The organism is Burkholderia sp. F1 (assembly GCF_050813845.1).
Taxonomy (GTDB): domain Bacteria; phylum Pseudomonadota; class Gammaproteobacteria; order Burkholderiales; family Burkholderiaceae; genus Burkholderia; species Burkholderia ubonensis.
Genome location: NZ_CP172421.1, coordinates 2,071,992 through 2,086,406 on the forward strand (window position 1 = coordinate 2,071,992; position 14,415 = coordinate 2,086,406).

Consider the following 14,415-nt stretch of genomic DNA (forward strand, 5'->3'; position numbering starts at 1 on the left):
AATCGCCAAATCAAAACCATAAATCATTAATCATTTAAGTCCATGCAACATTCAATAATGCGACCACACGCTACGAGGCAACCATGGAAATCCCGCGAGAGCACGACGGGCTCCCCTCCGTCTATGTCATCCCCGGACAGGGCGACACGCCAGCCGGGGCGTTGCGAAACCTGTACGGCCTGAGCCGCCTCTCGCGCGCGTATATCGACGAAACGCTCGATCACATCGAAGCAGCGCTTCTCGACAATCAATTCGCTTTCGATCCCTGTCTAATTCGAAATGTTCTACTGGAAGAAAAATCAATCGATTCCATTCCGGTCGGCATTCCGCAATTGGCGTCATTTACCACGGCGATATGCGTGCACCGAATCATGGAATGGCAGCAGATTCGGCCGGTCGCCGTCATCGCCCAGAGCCTGGGTGAAATTGCCGCGCTGGTGTGTGCCGGCGTATGGCGCATCCCGGACGGGGTTCGTGCGGTGCTCGCGCTGAACACTGCATTTCGGCCGCTCGAAGGCCACGGCGGCATGGTCATGGTCTCGGCTTCCGAAGCCGATACGCTGCACCTGCTGGACCAGGTCGGGCGCGACGACCTGGTGCTGGCGTGCGTCAACGGGCCGCGGCAGACAGTCGTCAGCGGCCCCAATGCCGCACTCGACGCGCTGATGGCGAAATCGCACGGCCGCGACGGGATCAAGCTGCATCGGCTGCCGATTCCGTACCCGGCCCACCATCCGGCCCTCCAAGCGGCGGCCGACCAGTTCATGGCGGACATCGCGACGCTGCCGCGCGACAGATTTCGGATTCCCGTGTACTCGGCGGTCGCGCGCAGGCGCTATGCGGACGACGACGATCTGGCCCGCGGGCTCGCCGACTGCTTCATCAAGCCGTACCACATGCCGGCCACGCTCGATCGACTCCGGTCCGATCTCGCGCATCGCTATATCGACCTCGGGATGAGCGGCGGCATGAGCCGCTGCATCAAGGCCATCCTGCCGGACGCGCACGTCTACGCGCCGACGCGCACCACCGGCCCGGCCCTCGTCCAGCCCACCCGAATGGAGCGCCTGCAATGAATGCCGATCCGTCCATCCGAAGCACGACTTCGTCGCTCGCCGACGCCATCCGCCGCGTCCTGGCGGGCCCGACCGAAGACGCCCACCATCGGCTGCTGGCCGCGATCCTGTCCGATCCGCGGTTCGACCGGCCGATCGGCGCGACCGCGGCCGACCGCCATCGGTCGACCTACGATCGGCTCGTCGAATTGACGACGCGGCTTCCGGCCGAAGCCGGCGAGCTTGCCGACCCGTCGCTGCTTGCGGTGATCGCGGAATGGACGGCCGTGAGCGATCCGTCGCTGTGCATCGCGACGCTGATTCACTACGGACTGTGCATCGGCTCGCTGGTCGAGCTCGGCAAGGGCAACGACCATGCGCGGCAAACGAGCGTCGCGCTCGCGCAAGGCCGCAAGGTCGGCGCGTTCATGATCACGGAGATCGGCGGCGGCAACAGCCAGCTCGCGGCGCGCACCGAGGCCCGCTTCGATCCGGTCGGCCGCGCCTTCGTATTGCACACGCCGGACGACGGCGCGCTGAAATTCACCAACGTCGGCATCAACGACCTCGACAAGATCGGGATCGTCTGCGCCCGCCTGATCGTCGCGGACCAGGATTGCGGGGTGTTCGCGTTCATCGTCGAGCTCAGCACATCGCGGGGTCCGCTGCCGGGCGTCGCGTTGTCCGCGCCGGCCGAAATTCCGCTCGTGCCGTTCGACTACGGCCTCGCGGGATTCGACCACGTCCGGCTCCCGTTCGATGCGTGGCTCGCCGATGGCGCGTCGATCGATGCCGAAGGCCGCTTCCACGATCCGCTCGGCACGCCCGACGAACGGCTGGTGCGCACGCTGACGGCGCCGGAGAACGTGTGGGCGATGGGCGCCGTTGCCCTGGCTGCGGTCTCCCGTGCCAGCGCCGCGCAGGCGCTGTGCTATTCGGCACACCGCTCCAGCATGGCGCGCGTGGCTCCCGAAGTCTCGCTGCTGCGCTACAGCACACAGCAGCGCGGCCTGTTCCGTGCGCTGGCGACGTGCTTCGTGATGACCTGTTTCGCGAACCAGGCCGCGCGAGAATGGAGCGAGGCGGTTCGCCACCGCGCCGGCCCCGACCGATGCGCCGCGACCTTCATGATGTGGGCCCCGTGGAGTTCGACCAACCGCAAGCTTGCGCTCGTCAAGGCGCTCACCGCATGGGCGACCGAAGAGGTCGCGGCGGAATGCCGTCTGCGCTGCGGTGTCGCGGGCGACCTCACCGTCAACCGCTACCTCGAGTATCAAGGTCTCGGCCACGTCTTCAACGATGCGGGCGGCAACAACTTCCTGATCCTGCTGGATACCGCGCGCACGCTCGCGTCGGGCACCGCCGCCGCGCCTGATGACGAAGCGCCGACACACGACGAAAGCCTGCCCGAAGCGGCCGGCGCGGCACGCGAAGCGCTGCGCGCCCGCGAGCGCCGGCTGATCGCCGCATTGGCCCGCGACGTCGCCGACCGGAGCGCGCAGGGGCTCGATTCGCTCGACGTGTGGAATCCGCTGCTCCCGGCGGCCCGGGACGCCGCGGAGGCATACGGGCTGAACCTCGCGATCGGAGCCGCGATTTCGGCGACAGGCGCCGTGCAGCACGGTCGGGTGCGAGCGATCCTGGAGAATCTGGTTGCGCTGTTCATTCTCGACCGGATCGATCGACACGCGGCGTGGCTGATGAGTGAGGCGCTCATCGACGCCGGGCGCTATTGCGCGCTCGACGGGGCGATCGCGCGGCTATGCGAGCGGCTGCTTCCTGACGTCGAGACCCTCATTGACGCCTTCGGCCATCCGCATGCGGTGATCCGGTCGCCAATCACGGACCCGGCGCGGGATTACGCGACATCGCTGGCCCGGACGCTGAAGCTGCGACCGCGCGATCGTCGGGCTTGACTCGCAAGACGGTGACTCAGTCCGGCGCGCGCCCCAGCACCGCCCACGAGAAGAACCCCGCGAGCACGGCCTCGGCCGCCTCGGCCGACACCTGCTGCGGATCGGCCGTGTAGTACGACTGCACGCCGTCGCACAGGCTCATCAGCCCCAACGCGAGCGTCTCGGCCGGCAGCCGCAGCGGCGTGCCCGAATGCTCCGAGAACGCGCGGATGATGTCGGCCATCTGTGTGCGCGATTCCTGCAGGAACTGGTTGAAGCGCACGCGGAACTTCGCGTCGCGCGCCGCCTGCAGCTTCGCCTCGACCCAGAGCAGGTGGCACCGGTCGTCGATATGCATCCGCCGGTAGTAGGCGAGCGCGGTCGCCTCCATCTGCTCGCGCGTGCCGCCGCCCTCGAAGATCTGCCGCAAATCCTGCTGAACCGACGCGTGATCCCGCTCGAGCAGCTCGAACAACAACTCCGCCTTGCCGCGGAAATTCGAGTAGAACGCGCCCCGCGTATAGCCGGCGGCCGCGGCGATGTCCTCGACACTCGCGGCGACGAAACCTTTCTTCAGAAAAATCGACTGCGCAGCACTCAGCAGGCGCTCTCGCGTCTGGTCCTTGCTCTGCTCCCGGGTCAAGCGCATTGGTTGTTTCATGGCGCGAAGTCTAGCACCAATCGGCTTTCAGATTCATCTTTGCATTCAGATACACCACTGTATTAGAATCCGCAACAGTATCCAAAAGATCTTGTCCGCGCGCATCGTGGCGCGCCGCTCGGGGCAAGCGCTCGCCGCTTGCCGGTTTCGCTCCGCTCTTACCGCCTCTGGGGGTTTCGTGAATCGCTCCGGTTCTCGTGCTGCGCTGCTGATCGGCGCCGCGCTCGTCCTTGCCGCCTGTCACCCGAAAGAATCCGCACCACCCGCACCCCGCCCCGTCGTCGCCCAGCCGGCCCGCGCCGACGGCGTCGCGGTGTCGCGCACGCTGCCCGGCGAGATCCAGCCGCGCTACGCGACGCCGCTGTCGTTCCGCATCGCCGGCAAGATCGTCGAGCGCAAGGTGCGGCTCGGCGACACCGTGAAGGCCGGCCAGGTCGTGGCGCTCCTCGATCCGTCGGACGTCGAGAAGAACGCCGCGAGCGCGCAGGCGCAGCTCGACGCCGCGTCGCACCGCCTCGCGTACGCGAAGCAGCAGCTCGACCGCGACCGCGCGCAGGCCCGCGAGAACCTGATCGCGACCGCGCAGCTCGAGCAGACCGAGGACGCCTACACGTCGGCGCTCGCGCAGCGCGACCAGGCGCAGCAGCAGCTCGCGCTCGCGAAGAACCAGCTGCGCTACGCGACGCTCGTCGCCGACCACGCGGGCGCCATCACCGCCGAACAGGCCGACACGGGCCAGAACGTGTCCGCCGGGCAGCCCGTCTACCAGCTTGCGTGGGCGGGCGACGTCGACGTCGTCAGCGACGTGCCGGAAGCGGCGCTCGCCTCGCTCGCGCCGGGCCATGCGGCGAGCGTCACGCTGCCGTCGCTGCCGGGCCGGCAGTTCGCCGCGAAGGTGCGCGAGGTCGCGCCGGCCGCCGATCCGCAAAGCCGCACCTACCGCGTGAAGCTGTCGCTCGAACGGCCCGATCCGGTGATCCGCCTCGGCATGACGGCCGACGTCGCGTTCGACGGCCTGACGGCCGGCCGCGACGCCGGGACCATCACGCTGCCCGCGACCGCGCTGTTCCACGACGGCCAGCATCCGGCCGTGTGGGTCGTGCGCGCGAAGGACGACACGCTGGAGCTGCGCCGCGTCGACGTCGCGCGCTTCAACGAGCGCACCGTGACCGTGTCGCACGGGCTGCAGCCGGGCGAGCGCGTCGTGCTGCAGGGCGTGCACACGGTCAGCGCGGGCGAGAAGGTCCGCGCGATCGCGCCGCTGCATCCGGAGGACTTCGCGTCATGAGCACGTTTCGCGAAGAAAGCCGCTTCAACCTGTCCGCGTGGGCGTTGCGCCACCAGGCGCTGGTCGTCTACCTGATCGTGCTTGCGACGGTCGCGGGCGTCCTCGCGTACACGCGCCTCGCCCAGTCCGAAGACCCGCCGTTCACGTTCCGCGTGATGGTGATCCGCACGTTCTGGCCGGGCGCGACCGCGCGCCAGGTGCAGGAACAGGTCACCGACCGGATCGGCCGCAAGCTGCAGGAAACCCCGGCGATCGACTTCCTGCGCAGCTATTCGCGCCCCGGCGAATCGCTGATCTTCTTCACGATGAAGGACTCGGCGCCCGTGAAGGACGTGCCGGAAACCTGGTACCAGATCCGCAAGAAGGTCGGCGACATCGGCTACACGCTGCCGCCCGGCGTGCAGGGCCCGTTCTTCAACGACGAGTTCGGCGACGTCTACACCAACATCTACACGCTCGAGGGCGACGGCTTCTCGCCCGCGCAGCTGCACGACTACGCGGACCAGCTGCGCACGGTGCTGCTGCGCGTGCCGGGCGTCGCCAAGGTCGACTATTTCGGCGATCCGGACCAGCGGATCTTCATCGAGGTCAACAACGCGCAGCTCACGCGCGTCGGCATTTCGCCGCAGCAGCTCGGCCAGGCGCTCAACGCGCAGAACAGCGTGGCGTCGGCCGGCGTCCTGACGACCGCCGACGACCGCGTGTTCATACGGCCGAGCGGCCAGTACGACAACGTCGCCGCGCTCGCCGACACGCTCTTGCGCATCAACGGCCGCACGTTCCGCCTCGGCGACCTCGCGACGGTGAGGCGCGGCTACGACGATCCGCCTGTCACGCAGATGCGCAGCGCCGATGCAGGCGCGGCCGGCAAAGGCGTCGCCGGCAAGGCCGTGCTCGGCATCGGCATCACGATGCAGCCGGGTGGCGACGTGATCCGGCTCGGCAAGGCGCTCGACGCGACGTCGAAGGACCTGCGTGCTCAACTGCCCGCCGGCCTCAAGCTGACCGAGGTGTCGAGCATGCCGGATGCGGTGTCGCGCTCGGTCGACGACTTCCTCGAGGCGGTCGCCGAAGCGGTCGCGATCGTGCTGGTCGTGAGCCTCGTGTCGCTCGGGCTGCGCACCGGGATGGTCGTCGTGATCTCGATCCCGGTCGTGCTCGCGGTCACCGCCCTCTTCATGTACCTGTTCGACATCGGCCTGCACAAGGTGTCGCTCGGCACGCTGGTGCTCGCGCTCGGCCTGCTCGTCGACGACGCGATCATCGCGGTCGAGATGATGGCCGTGAAGCTCGAGCAGGGCTACAGCCGCATGCGCGCCGCCGCGTTCGCGTACACCAGCACCGCGTTCCCGATGCTGACGGGCACGCTCGTCACGGTGTCCGGCTTCCTGCCGATCGCGCTCGCGAAGTCGAGCACCGGCGAATACACCCGCTCGATCTTCGAGGTGTCGGCGATCGCGCTGATCGCGTCGTGGTTCGCGGCCGTCGTGCTGATCCCGCTGCTCGGCTTCCACATGCTGCCGGAGCGCAAGCGGCACGCGCACGAAGCGCACCTGCCCGACGATCACGAGCACGACATCTACGACACGCGCTTCTATACGCGGCTGCGCGGCTGGATCGACTGGTGCATCGAGCGGCGCTTCGTCGTGCTGGCGATCACGGGCGCCCTCTTCGTCGTGTCGCTGCTGGGCTTCTCGCTCGTGCCGCAGCAGTTCTTCCCGAGCTCCGACCGGCCCGAGCTGCTCGTCGACCTGCGCCTGCCCGAAGGTGCGTCGTTCGCGGCGACGCTGCGCGAAACCGAGCGCCTCGAGCAGACGATCGCCGGGCGCCCGGAGATCGACCACGCGGTCAATTTCGTCGGCAGCGGCGCGCCGCGCTTCTACCTGCCGCTCGACCAGCAGCTGCAACTGCCGAACTTCGCGCAGTTCGTGATCACCGCGAAATCGGTCGAGGATCGCGAAAAGCTCGCGCGCTGGCTCGAAACCACGCTGCGCGACCGGTTTCCGGCGGTGCGCTGGCGGCTGTCGCGGCTCGAGAACGGGCCGCCGGTCGGCTATCCGGTGCAGTTCCGCGTCAGCGGCGACACCATCGCGACCGTGCGCGGCATCGCCGAGAAGGTCGCGGCGACGGTGCGCGGCGACGCGCGCACGGTGAACGTGCAGTTCGACTGGGACGAGCCGGCCGAGCGCTCGGTGCGCTTCGAGCTCGACCAGAAGAAGGCGCGCGAGTTGAACGTCACGTCGCAGGACGTATCGAGCTTCCTCGCGATGACGCTGTCGGGCACGACCGTCACGCAATACCGCGAGCGCGACAAGCTGATCGCGGTCGACCTGCGCGCGCCGCAGTCCGACCGCGTCGATCCGGCGAAGCTCGCGGGCCTCGCGCTGCCGACGCCGAACGGCCCCGTGCCGCTCGGCTCGCTCGGCCGCTTCACGCCGTCGCTCGAATACGGCGTGATCTGGGAGCGCGACCGCCAGCCGACCATCACCGTGCAGTCGGACGTGCGCGCAGGCGCCCAAGGCATCGACGTCACGCACGCGATCGACGGCAAGCTGAATGCGCTGCGCGCGCAGCTGCCGGTCGGCTACCGGATCGACATCGGCGGCTCGGTCGAGGAAAGCGCGAAGGCGCAGAAGTCGATCAACGCGCAAATGCCGCTGATGGCGATCGCCGTATTCACGCTGCTGATGATCCAGCTGCAGAGCTTCTCGCGCGTGCTGATGGTCGTGCTGACCGCGCCGCTCGGGCTGATCGGCGTGGTGGCGACGCTGCTGCTGTTCGGCCAGCCGTTCGGCTTCGTCGCGATGCTCGGCGTGATCGCGATGTTCGGGATCATCATGCGCAACTCGGTGATCCTCGTCGACCAGATCGAGCAGGACATCGCGGCCGGCCACGGGCGCTTCGACGCGATCGTCGGCGCGACCGTGCGGCGCTTCCGGCCGATCACGCTGACGGCCGCCGCCGCGGTGCTCGCGCTGATCCCGCTGTTGCGCTCGAACTTCTTCGGGCCGATGGCGACCGCGCTGATGGGCGGCATCACGAGCGCAACCGTGCTGACGCTGTTCTACCTGCCGGCGCTGTACGCCGCGTGGTTCCGCGTGAAGAGCGACGAGCGCGACCCGCGGGGCGGCCCTCCGCATGGCGGCCACGCTTCTGGCGACGCCGCGCCGTCGGGAGCCTGATCATGGAACTGTCGATGAATCTGATGACGAACACCGCGCGCGCACTCGCGGCCGCGGGCCTCGCCGGCGCGCTCGCGGGCTGCGCGTGGTTCGCGCCGAGCGGCGAGCCGCCGGCGATGCCGTCCCCCGCGCACTACGGCGCGACGCCGCAAGCGGAGCGGACGGTCGCGGCGCAAGGCGTCGCGCAGCATTTCGAAGTCGGCGCGCAGCCGGTGCCCGACTGGTGGAAGCAGTACCGCTCCGACGCGCTGAACGCGCTCGTCGACGAAGGGCTGCGCAACAGCCCGACGCTCAGCGCCGCCGCGCACACGCTGAACGCCGCGCGCGAGCAGCTGCGCGCGCAGATCGGCAGCTCGATGCTGCCGTCGATCGACGCGGGCGGCCAGGCCGCGCGCCAGCGCGCGCTCGGCGTGCCGATTCCCGCGCTCGGCGCGCCGACCCTGCTGTACGACACGTTCGTCGGCCAGCTCCAGGCGCGCTACACGATCGACCTGTTCGGCGCGTCGCGCTTCGCGAACCGGGCGCTGGCGAAGCGCGTCGACGTCAGCGCGTTCCAGCTCGAATCCGCGCGCCGCGCGCTCGCCGCGAACATCGTCACCGCATCGGTCACGAGCTCGGTGCTCGGCGCGCAGATCGACACGACCGAACGGCTCGTCGCGCTCGCCGACGCGCAGGCGCGCGACGCGGAACGGCGCTACGCGCTCGGCGCCGCGTCGCGCAGCGATGCGCTCAACGCGCGGCTGAGCGCGGAGACGGTCGCGGCCGGCCTGCCCGCGTTGCGCCAGCAGCGCGACTCGGCGCGCCATGCGCTCGCGGTGCTGGTCGGGCGCACGCCGGACCAGCCGCCCGCGGACCTCGCGCTCGCCGACCTGCATCTGCCCGCGCAGGTGCCGGTCGTGGTGCCGTCCGACCTGCTGCGGAGCCGGCCCGACATCCGCGCGGCCGACGCGGCGCTGCAGGCCGCCGCGGCCGAAGTCGGCGTCGCGACCGCGCAGCTGTTCCCGCAGCTGTCGCTGTCGGCGTCGATGGGGCAAGGCGGCTTCAACTGGCCGGCGATGCTGTCCGGCGCGGGCGCGATCTGGAGCATCGGCGCGTCGCTCAGCCAGCCGATCTTCCACGGCGGCGCGCTGCTCGCGCAGCGCCGCGCGGCGAAGGAAAGCTACGAGGCCGCCGTCGACCAGTACAAGCAGACCGTGCTCACCGCGTTCCAGGACGTCGCCGACTCGCTCGCGGCGCTCGAGCACGACGCGCAGGCGCTCGACGCGTCGGGCCGCGCCGCGCTCGCCGCGCGCGGCGCGTACGACGACGCGGCCGCGCGCGTGCGGCTCGGCGCGCTGCCGCCGTCGGCGTCGCGCGCGAGCGAGCTGCAGTACCGCAACGCGCGGCTCGACGAAATCCGCGCGACGGGCGCGCGGCTCGCGGACACCGCGCGGCTGTACCAGGCGATGGGCACGCCGCCCGTCGGTACAGCGGCCGGCCAGCAAGCCCGCGCCGCCACGCCTGACGCCCCGGACGCCCCGCCCTCGCCGCAATGAGCCGGCCCGGGCGTCGGGCGCCGCGGCCGACGCCCGCTCTTCCGCTTGACCCTCACGTAGCGTAACGTTCGAGACTCCAGGGTGCGCACCAAACGGAGGAACGAATGCGACTGAAAGTGGGAGAACTGGCGAGACGCAGCGGGCTGACCGTCCGCACGCTTCATCACTATCACGCGATCGGTTTGCTGACGCCTTCGGCGCGCGCCGACAACGGCTACCGGCTGTACGACCGCGACGACATCGCCCGGCTCCACCAGATCCAGGCCCTGCGTCGCTTCGGACTGTCGCTCGCCGAAATCGGCGACTACCTGAACCAGCCCGGCGGCCCGCTCGTCGACCTCGTCGCGAAGCAGATCACGCTGCTCGACCGTCAGATCGAACAGAGCGCGCAGTTGCGCGAGCGGCTCGTGCGCCTGCACGCGCAGCTCGCCGACGGCACGGAGCCGGAACTGACCGATTGGCTGACCACCCTGGAGTTGATGACCGTGTACGACACTTATTTTTCCGAGGACGAACTCGCGCGCATGCCGATGTACCGCAAGAGCCAGACCGGCGACGCGGAATGGATCGCGCTGGTCGGCGACGTGCGCGTGCTGCACGACGCGGGCGTGCCGCCCGAGGACGAACGCGTGCGCTCGCTCGCCGACCGCTGGATGACGCTGCTCGTGCGCGATACGAACAACGACCCGCGGCTGCTGGCGAAACTGAACCTGATGCACGAACGCGAGCCGTCGCTGCAGGCGCAGATCGGCATTTCGACTGCGTTGCGCGACTACGTGCTGCGCGCGATTGCCGAAACGAAGATGCAGATCTTCGAGAAGTATCTCGCGCCGGACGAGATTCGCTTCATGCGCGCGCATTACGGCGAGCGTGCGATGGAATGGCCGCAGCTGATGGCCGACGCGCGCGATGTGATCGACGCGGGCGCACAACCCGATTCGCCCGAGGCCCGCGTGCTCGCGCAGCGCTGGCTCGACCTGTTCCGCAGCTATGCGGGCGACGATCCGGCCACGCACGCGAAATTCCGCCACGCGATGATGAACGAGCCGGTGCTGACGAAGGACGCGTGGGTCGACGAGACGCTGCTCGGCTTCATGCGCGAGGCGATGGCGCAGTTGAATCCGCAGCATTGAGCGAGGCTCGGCCGGGTCGCATGCGCACGGCGTGCGGCCCGGCCGCCTGACGGGCCGGGCCGGACCGGACGCGCGCGATTACGGATAGGCGCGCACGCTGACGCCGCGCCAGTGCCTCGTCATGTAGCGGAGAAACGCGGGATGCGCCTTCAGGTCCGCGTTCGGCACGGGCGGCGCGCCGCCGTCCATCACCTTGCCGTTCAACGTGATGGTTTCCTCGCCGCGCAGCACGTACTTGCGGCCGTCGTCGATCAGGAAGTACTTGACCTGATCGGGGCTCACGTCGCCGCGGCAGCCGATCTTGTACGCGAACAGGAACTGCTTGCGTCCGTTGCCGAGCAGGTCGAGCATTTCGACCGATGACGGAACGACGTCGAGAATCTTGTCCAGATCGCAATCCGTCACGTCGTCGCGAACCTTCCAGTCCGGCTGTCCGTTCAGCGTCCCGACGATCCTCAGCTGCGCGCCGTCCGGCCGCGGGGTCTCCGTGAACGTGACCGCGTGCGCACCGGCCGTGTCGGCCCACGTGTAGTCGGTTGCGTGAACGACGTGGCTGAACAGCATGGCGGCGATCGCGGGCCACGCGTGGCGGAAGCTTGTTTTCATGGTGATGGCGAACCTCGGAATGGACGCGCCATTATCCCGAAAGGCGCACGCCGCTGCCATGCGACGCGCGCCGCTCACCAGTTGCAGCCGGCATCGCGCACCGTATCGAGCGCGAGCGCCGGAATCGCGAACAGCCCCATCCCCGAATACGCATTGCGGCAGTCGGCGCGGCGCGCCTCCGACATCCCGCGCGCGAGCGTCGCGTCCACCGTCGCCCGCCGCGACACGCCCGCGCCGGACGAAGCCCCCAACCCGCCGATGGCCGCGGCAGCCGGGCTGCGCCCGACCGTTCGCGGCGCGCCGATCGCATCCAGGTCGCGCCGCCAGTCGATGCCGGGCGCCGGCGCGTCGGCCGGACGGCTTTCGCCGGCGCTCACGGCGTCCGCTTGCGGCATTCGAGTCGCCGACGTGGCCGAACGCGTCGGCACGCGTGTGGGCAGACCCGCACGACGATCGCGCAACGGGCGCGCACCGCCGGACCCGGCCGCATCCGTCCCGCCGCGAACCGGCGCGATCGTCGCCGGCTCGCGCCGCGGCTGCGCCGGCGCCCTCGACGGAATCAGCTTGACGCTCAGCGCCCGCCTTGCCGGCTCCACGGCCGGCAGTCTCGCGGCGCGCTCGGCCATCGACGCCGACCGCAGCGCCAGCCAGCCGAGCAGATGGAGCGACGCCACGACGACGAACGCCAGCGCACCGACGCCCAGCCGCTGCCGCCGCGCATTGACCTTGCCGACCGCCATGCTTCCCGTCATGCCCGAGCCGCGCGTTTGCGCGACGGGTCAGTCCGCGCCGGCGACATCGTCGTCGCTGAATGCGAGCAGATCGCCCGGCTGGCAATCGAGATGGCGGCAGATCGCCTCGAGCGTCGCGAAGCGAATCCCCTTGACCTTCCCCTGCTTGAGCAGCGACAGGTTCTGTTCGGTGATGCCGACGGCCGCCGCGAGGTCCTTCGAGCGGACCTTGCGGGTCGCGAGCATCACGTCGAGCTTGACGATGATCGGCATCGCGCGCCTCACACGAATTGCCGGTGCTCGGCGTCGAGCGCGCTCGCCTGCCGCAGGATGTGCGCAATCACGAGGATGCAGGCCGCGGTAAACAGCGCGACGACATACGGCATGCCGATGCTGATCGACACGATATGGCGTCCGGCCGGCTCGCGCATCGTCGCCCACATGCTCAGGAGCGGCTCGCACACGATGCTCAGCAGGACCCACAGACCGACCGCGCGCCCCATCTTGCCGAGGTGCCGGGCGGCGTCCGCCGAGAAATAGTCGCCGCCCGCGTAGGTGCGAAACAGCAGGCGCAGATGCTGCAAGCCGCTCGCCAGCGCAACGAGCGGCACGCTCGACAGCACGATGCCGCCCGCCTTCTGCCACCACGGAAACGCGGCGACGTCGACGCCGAGCCCGGCGATCAGCGAATCCGTCAGGCCGAAGCCGAAGCCGGCGCCGGACGGTGTCGCGTTCAGCGACGGCGCCACCCAGCATGCGGCGTTGAGCAGCATCATCGCGACGATGAACCAGAGCGTGACGGCAGCCATCCGCTGGCTGGCGCGGGCAATGCGATCGGCAGGCATGCGAATTCCTCGAGGTAGGGAGAACATGCCCGGATTCTAAGCGAACAATTATCGCAAAACAATCATTAATGATTGTATTAATTTGAATACTTACTGCAAGGCATGCATGTACTGCGATGCAATGCCGTCACGCGTCCCGCGTCGCGAGCCCGAGCGCGCGCAACCGCCGGTACAACGTGCGCTCGCTCAGCCCGACGCGTTCGGCGAGCGCGCGGCGCGTGCCGCGGAACGTGCGCGCGATGCGCGCGAGCTCGTCGTCGGACGGTGCGCGCGACGCGTCCGGCAGCCGCGACGCCTCGTCCGCGAACGCGAACGCGACTTCGTCCGGCAGGTGCTCGACGCGGATCGTGCCGTCGTCCGCGAACAGGCATGCGCGTTCGAGCACGTTGCGCAACTCGCGGATGTTGCCGGGCCATGCATAGGCGTCGAGGCATGCGCGCGCGGCGTCGGTCAGCGAGAACGGCGCGGCGAGCGCGTCGCCCGCCCCGGCGCGCGCGTTCGCGATCCGCCGCAGGATCGACGCGGCCAGCAGCGCGACGTCGCCGTGCCGCTCGCGCAACGCCGGCAGGTGAATCGGAAACGCGTTGATCCGGTAATAGAGATCCTGCCGGAACCGGCCGTCGTCGATCATCGCGCGCAGCGGCTTGTGGGTGGCGGCGACCAGCCGGAAATCCGCGCGCAGCGTCTCGACGCCGCCGACGCGCCGGAACGTGCCCGACTCGATCAGCCGCAGCAGCTTCACCTGCATCGGCAGCGGCACGTCGCCGATCTCGTCGAGAAACAGCGTGCCGCCCTGCGCGGTTTCGACGAGGCCCGGCTTGCGCGCCGCCGCGCCCGTAAACGCGCCCTTCTCGTAGCCGAACAGTTCGCTTTCGAACAGCGTCTCGGCGATCCCCGAGCAATCGACGACGACGAACGGCCCCATCGCCCGCGCGCTCGCCTCGTGCAGCGCCCGCGCGAACAGCTCCTTGCCGGTGCCCGACTCGCCGAGCAGCAGCACCGGCAGCAGCGACGGCGCGACGCGCTGCAGCGCGCCGAGCGCCGCGTTGAACGCGTCCGAGCCGCCGACGAGCCCTTCCGCGCTCGGCTGCGCGGACGCGCTCTTCAGCGTCGTCAGCCGCTCGACGTACGCGATCACGTCGCCCGCCGCATCGAAGATCGGGCGCAGCTCGACGTCGACGTGCTCGGGGCCGCGCGGCGTGTGATGGACGTGCAGCACGCGGTCGGCGCCGCGCGACTCGAGCGCCTGCTTCATCGGGCAGTGCTCGCCCGCCTGGTCGCACGGCACGTCGTAGTGATGCGACACGCGGTAGCAATGCCGGCCCACGTGCTCGACGCCCGCGACGCCGAACTGCCGCCGGTACGCGCCGTTCGCCGCAAGGATCCGGTAGTCCGGATCGACCACGATCATCGGCTGCGGATCCTGTTCCAGGTAGGACACGAGCGCGCCCACGTCGGGCGCGGCGCCGCGCGGTTGTGCGGAA

General features: G+C 69.6%; 12 protein-coding genes. 6 read left to right on the forward strand and 6 right to left on the reverse strand.

Features of this window, described 5'->3' with window-relative positions:
- Nucleotides 1-83: 83 nt before the first annotated feature.
- On the forward strand, nucleotides 84-1,076 hold the full coding sequence (locus tag ACFIMZ_RS09835) for an acyltransferase domain-containing protein (RefSeq protein WP_431819340.1): 993 nt from the start codon (nucleotides 84-86) through the stop codon (nucleotides 1,074-1,076).
- Nucleotides 1,073-2,971 (forward strand): acyl-CoA dehydrogenase, encoded by a 1,899-nt coding sequence (locus ACFIMZ_RS09840; protein ID WP_431819341.1) that lies wholly within the window; start codon nucleotides 1,073-1,075, stop codon nucleotides 2,969-2,971. Before ACFIMZ_RS09835 ends, ACFIMZ_RS09840 begins: the two co-directional genes overlap by 4 nt.
- Nucleotides 2,972-2,987: 16 nt before the next feature.
- On the opposite strand, the gene ACFIMZ_RS09845 is transcribed toward ACFIMZ_RS09840, so the two are convergent.
- A complete protein-coding gene (locus ACFIMZ_RS09845; protein WP_431819342.1) occupies nucleotides 2,988-3,611 on the reverse strand; it encodes a TetR/AcrR family transcriptional regulator in 624 nt (207 codons plus the stop codon).
- Between the two features lie 178 nt (nucleotides 3,612-3,789).
- On the opposite strand from ACFIMZ_RS09845, the gene ACFIMZ_RS09850 reads away from it, so the two are divergent.
- The 4 genes from ACFIMZ_RS09850 to ACFIMZ_RS09865 all read left to right on the forward strand — a co-directional run bounded on the left by ACFIMZ_RS09850 (nucleotide 3,790) and on the right by ACFIMZ_RS09865 (nucleotide 10,749).
- A complete protein-coding gene (locus tag ACFIMZ_RS09850; RefSeq protein WP_431819343.1) occupies nucleotides 3,790-4,899 on the forward strand; it encodes an efflux RND transporter periplasmic adaptor subunit in 1,110 nt (369 codons plus the stop codon).
- Nucleotides 4,896-8,081 carry an efflux RND transporter permease subunit gene (locus tag ACFIMZ_RS09855; protein WP_431819344.1) on the forward strand — a complete coding sequence of 1,062 codons (3,186 nt, stop codon included), beginning with the start codon at nucleotides 4,896-4,898 and terminating at the stop codon, nucleotides 8,079-8,081. Before ACFIMZ_RS09850 ends, ACFIMZ_RS09855 begins: the two co-directional genes overlap by 4 nt.
- 2 nt (nucleotides 8,082-8,083) lie before the next feature.
- Entirely contained in the window at nucleotides 8,084-9,616 is a 1,533-nt protein-coding gene (locus ACFIMZ_RS09860; RefSeq protein ID WP_431819345.1) for an efflux transporter outer membrane subunit, read from the forward strand.
- A gap of 104 nt (nucleotides 9,617-9,720) precedes the next feature.
- Nucleotides 9,721-10,749 (forward strand): MerR family transcriptional regulator, encoded by a 1,029-nt coding sequence (locus ACFIMZ_RS09865; protein WP_431819346.1) that lies wholly within the window; start codon nucleotides 9,721-9,723, stop codon nucleotides 10,747-10,749.
- Between the two features lie 78 nt (nucleotides 10,750-10,827).
- On the opposite strand, the gene ACFIMZ_RS09870 is transcribed toward ACFIMZ_RS09865, so the two are convergent.
- From ACFIMZ_RS09870 to ACFIMZ_RS09890, 5 genes are all read right to left on the reverse strand, one after another.
- Nucleotides 10,828-11,355, reverse strand: coding sequence for a M949_RS01915 family surface polysaccharide biosynthesis protein (locus ACFIMZ_RS09870; RefSeq protein WP_431819347.1), 528 nt, complete (start codon nucleotides 11,353-11,355; stop codon nucleotides 10,828-10,830).
- Between the two features lie 74 nt (nucleotides 11,356-11,429).
- Nucleotides 11,430-12,107: a hypothetical protein gene (locus ACFIMZ_RS09875; protein WP_431819348.1), complete on the reverse strand. Its 678-nt coding sequence runs from the start codon at nucleotides 12,105-12,107 to the stop codon at nucleotides 11,430-11,432.
- A 27-nt stretch (nucleotides 12,108-12,134) separates the two neighbouring features.
- The gene (locus ACFIMZ_RS09880) at nucleotides 12,135-12,359 is read right to left on the reverse strand and encodes a helix-turn-helix domain-containing protein (RefSeq protein WP_431819349.1); all 225 of its coding nucleotides are present in this window, start codon (nucleotides 12,357-12,359) and stop codon (nucleotides 12,135-12,137) included.
- An 8-nt stretch (nucleotides 12,360-12,367) separates the two neighbouring features.
- A complete protein-coding gene (locus tag ACFIMZ_RS09885; protein WP_431819350.1) occupies nucleotides 12,368-12,931 on the reverse strand; it encodes a DUF2975 domain-containing protein in 564 nt (187 codons plus the stop codon).
- Nucleotides 12,932-13,058: 127 nt separating this feature from the next.
- Entirely contained in the window at nucleotides 13,059-14,342 is a 1,284-nt protein-coding gene (locus ACFIMZ_RS09890; protein WP_431822470.1) for a sigma-54 interaction domain-containing protein, read from the reverse strand.
- Nucleotides 14,343-14,415: the final 73 nt, after the last annotated feature.

Bases quoted from the DNA above. Each gene is read 5' to 3' on its own strand.
- ACFIMZ_RS09890 (WP_431822470.1), bottom strand. From the start codon at position 14,342: ATGATCGTGGTCGATCCGGACTACCGGATCCTTGCGGCGAACGGCGCG.
- ACFIMZ_RS09875 (WP_431819348.1), bottom strand. From the start codon at position 12,107: ATGACGGGAAGCATGGCGGTCGGCAAGGTCAATGCGCGGCGGCAGCGG.
- ACFIMZ_RS09880 (WP_431819349.1), bottom strand. From the start codon at position 12,359: ATGCCGATCATCGTCAAGCTCGACGTGATGCTCGCGACCCGCAAGGTC.
- ACFIMZ_RS09865 (WP_431819346.1), top strand. From the start codon at position 9,721: ATGCGACTGAAAGTGGGAGAACTGGCGAGACGCAGCGGGCTGACCGTC.
- ACFIMZ_RS09840 (WP_431819341.1), top strand. From the start codon at position 1,073: ATGAATGCCGATCCGTCCATCCGAAGCACGACTTCGTCGCTCGCCGAC.
- ACFIMZ_RS09870 (WP_431819347.1), bottom strand. From the start codon at position 11,355: ATGAAAACAAGCTTCCGCCACGCGTGGCCCGCGATCGCCGCCATGCTG.
- ACFIMZ_RS09835 (WP_431819340.1), top strand. From the start codon at position 84: ATGGAAATCCCGCGAGAGCACGACGGGCTCCCCTCCGTCTATGTCATC.
- ACFIMZ_RS09885 (WP_431819350.1), bottom strand. From the start codon at position 12,931: ATGCCTGCCGATCGCATTGCCCGCGCCAGCCAGCGGATGGCTGCCGTC.
- ACFIMZ_RS09860 (WP_431819345.1), top strand. From the start codon at position 8,084: ATGGAACTGTCGATGAATCTGATGACGAACACCGCGCGCGCACTCGCG.
- ACFIMZ_RS09845 (WP_431819342.1), bottom strand. From the start codon at position 3,611: ATGAAACAACCAATGCGCTTGACCCGGGAGCAGAGCAAGGACCAGACG.
- ACFIMZ_RS09855 (WP_431819344.1), top strand. From the start codon at position 4,896: ATGAGCACGTTTCGCGAAGAAAGCCGCTTCAACCTGTCCGCGTGGGCG.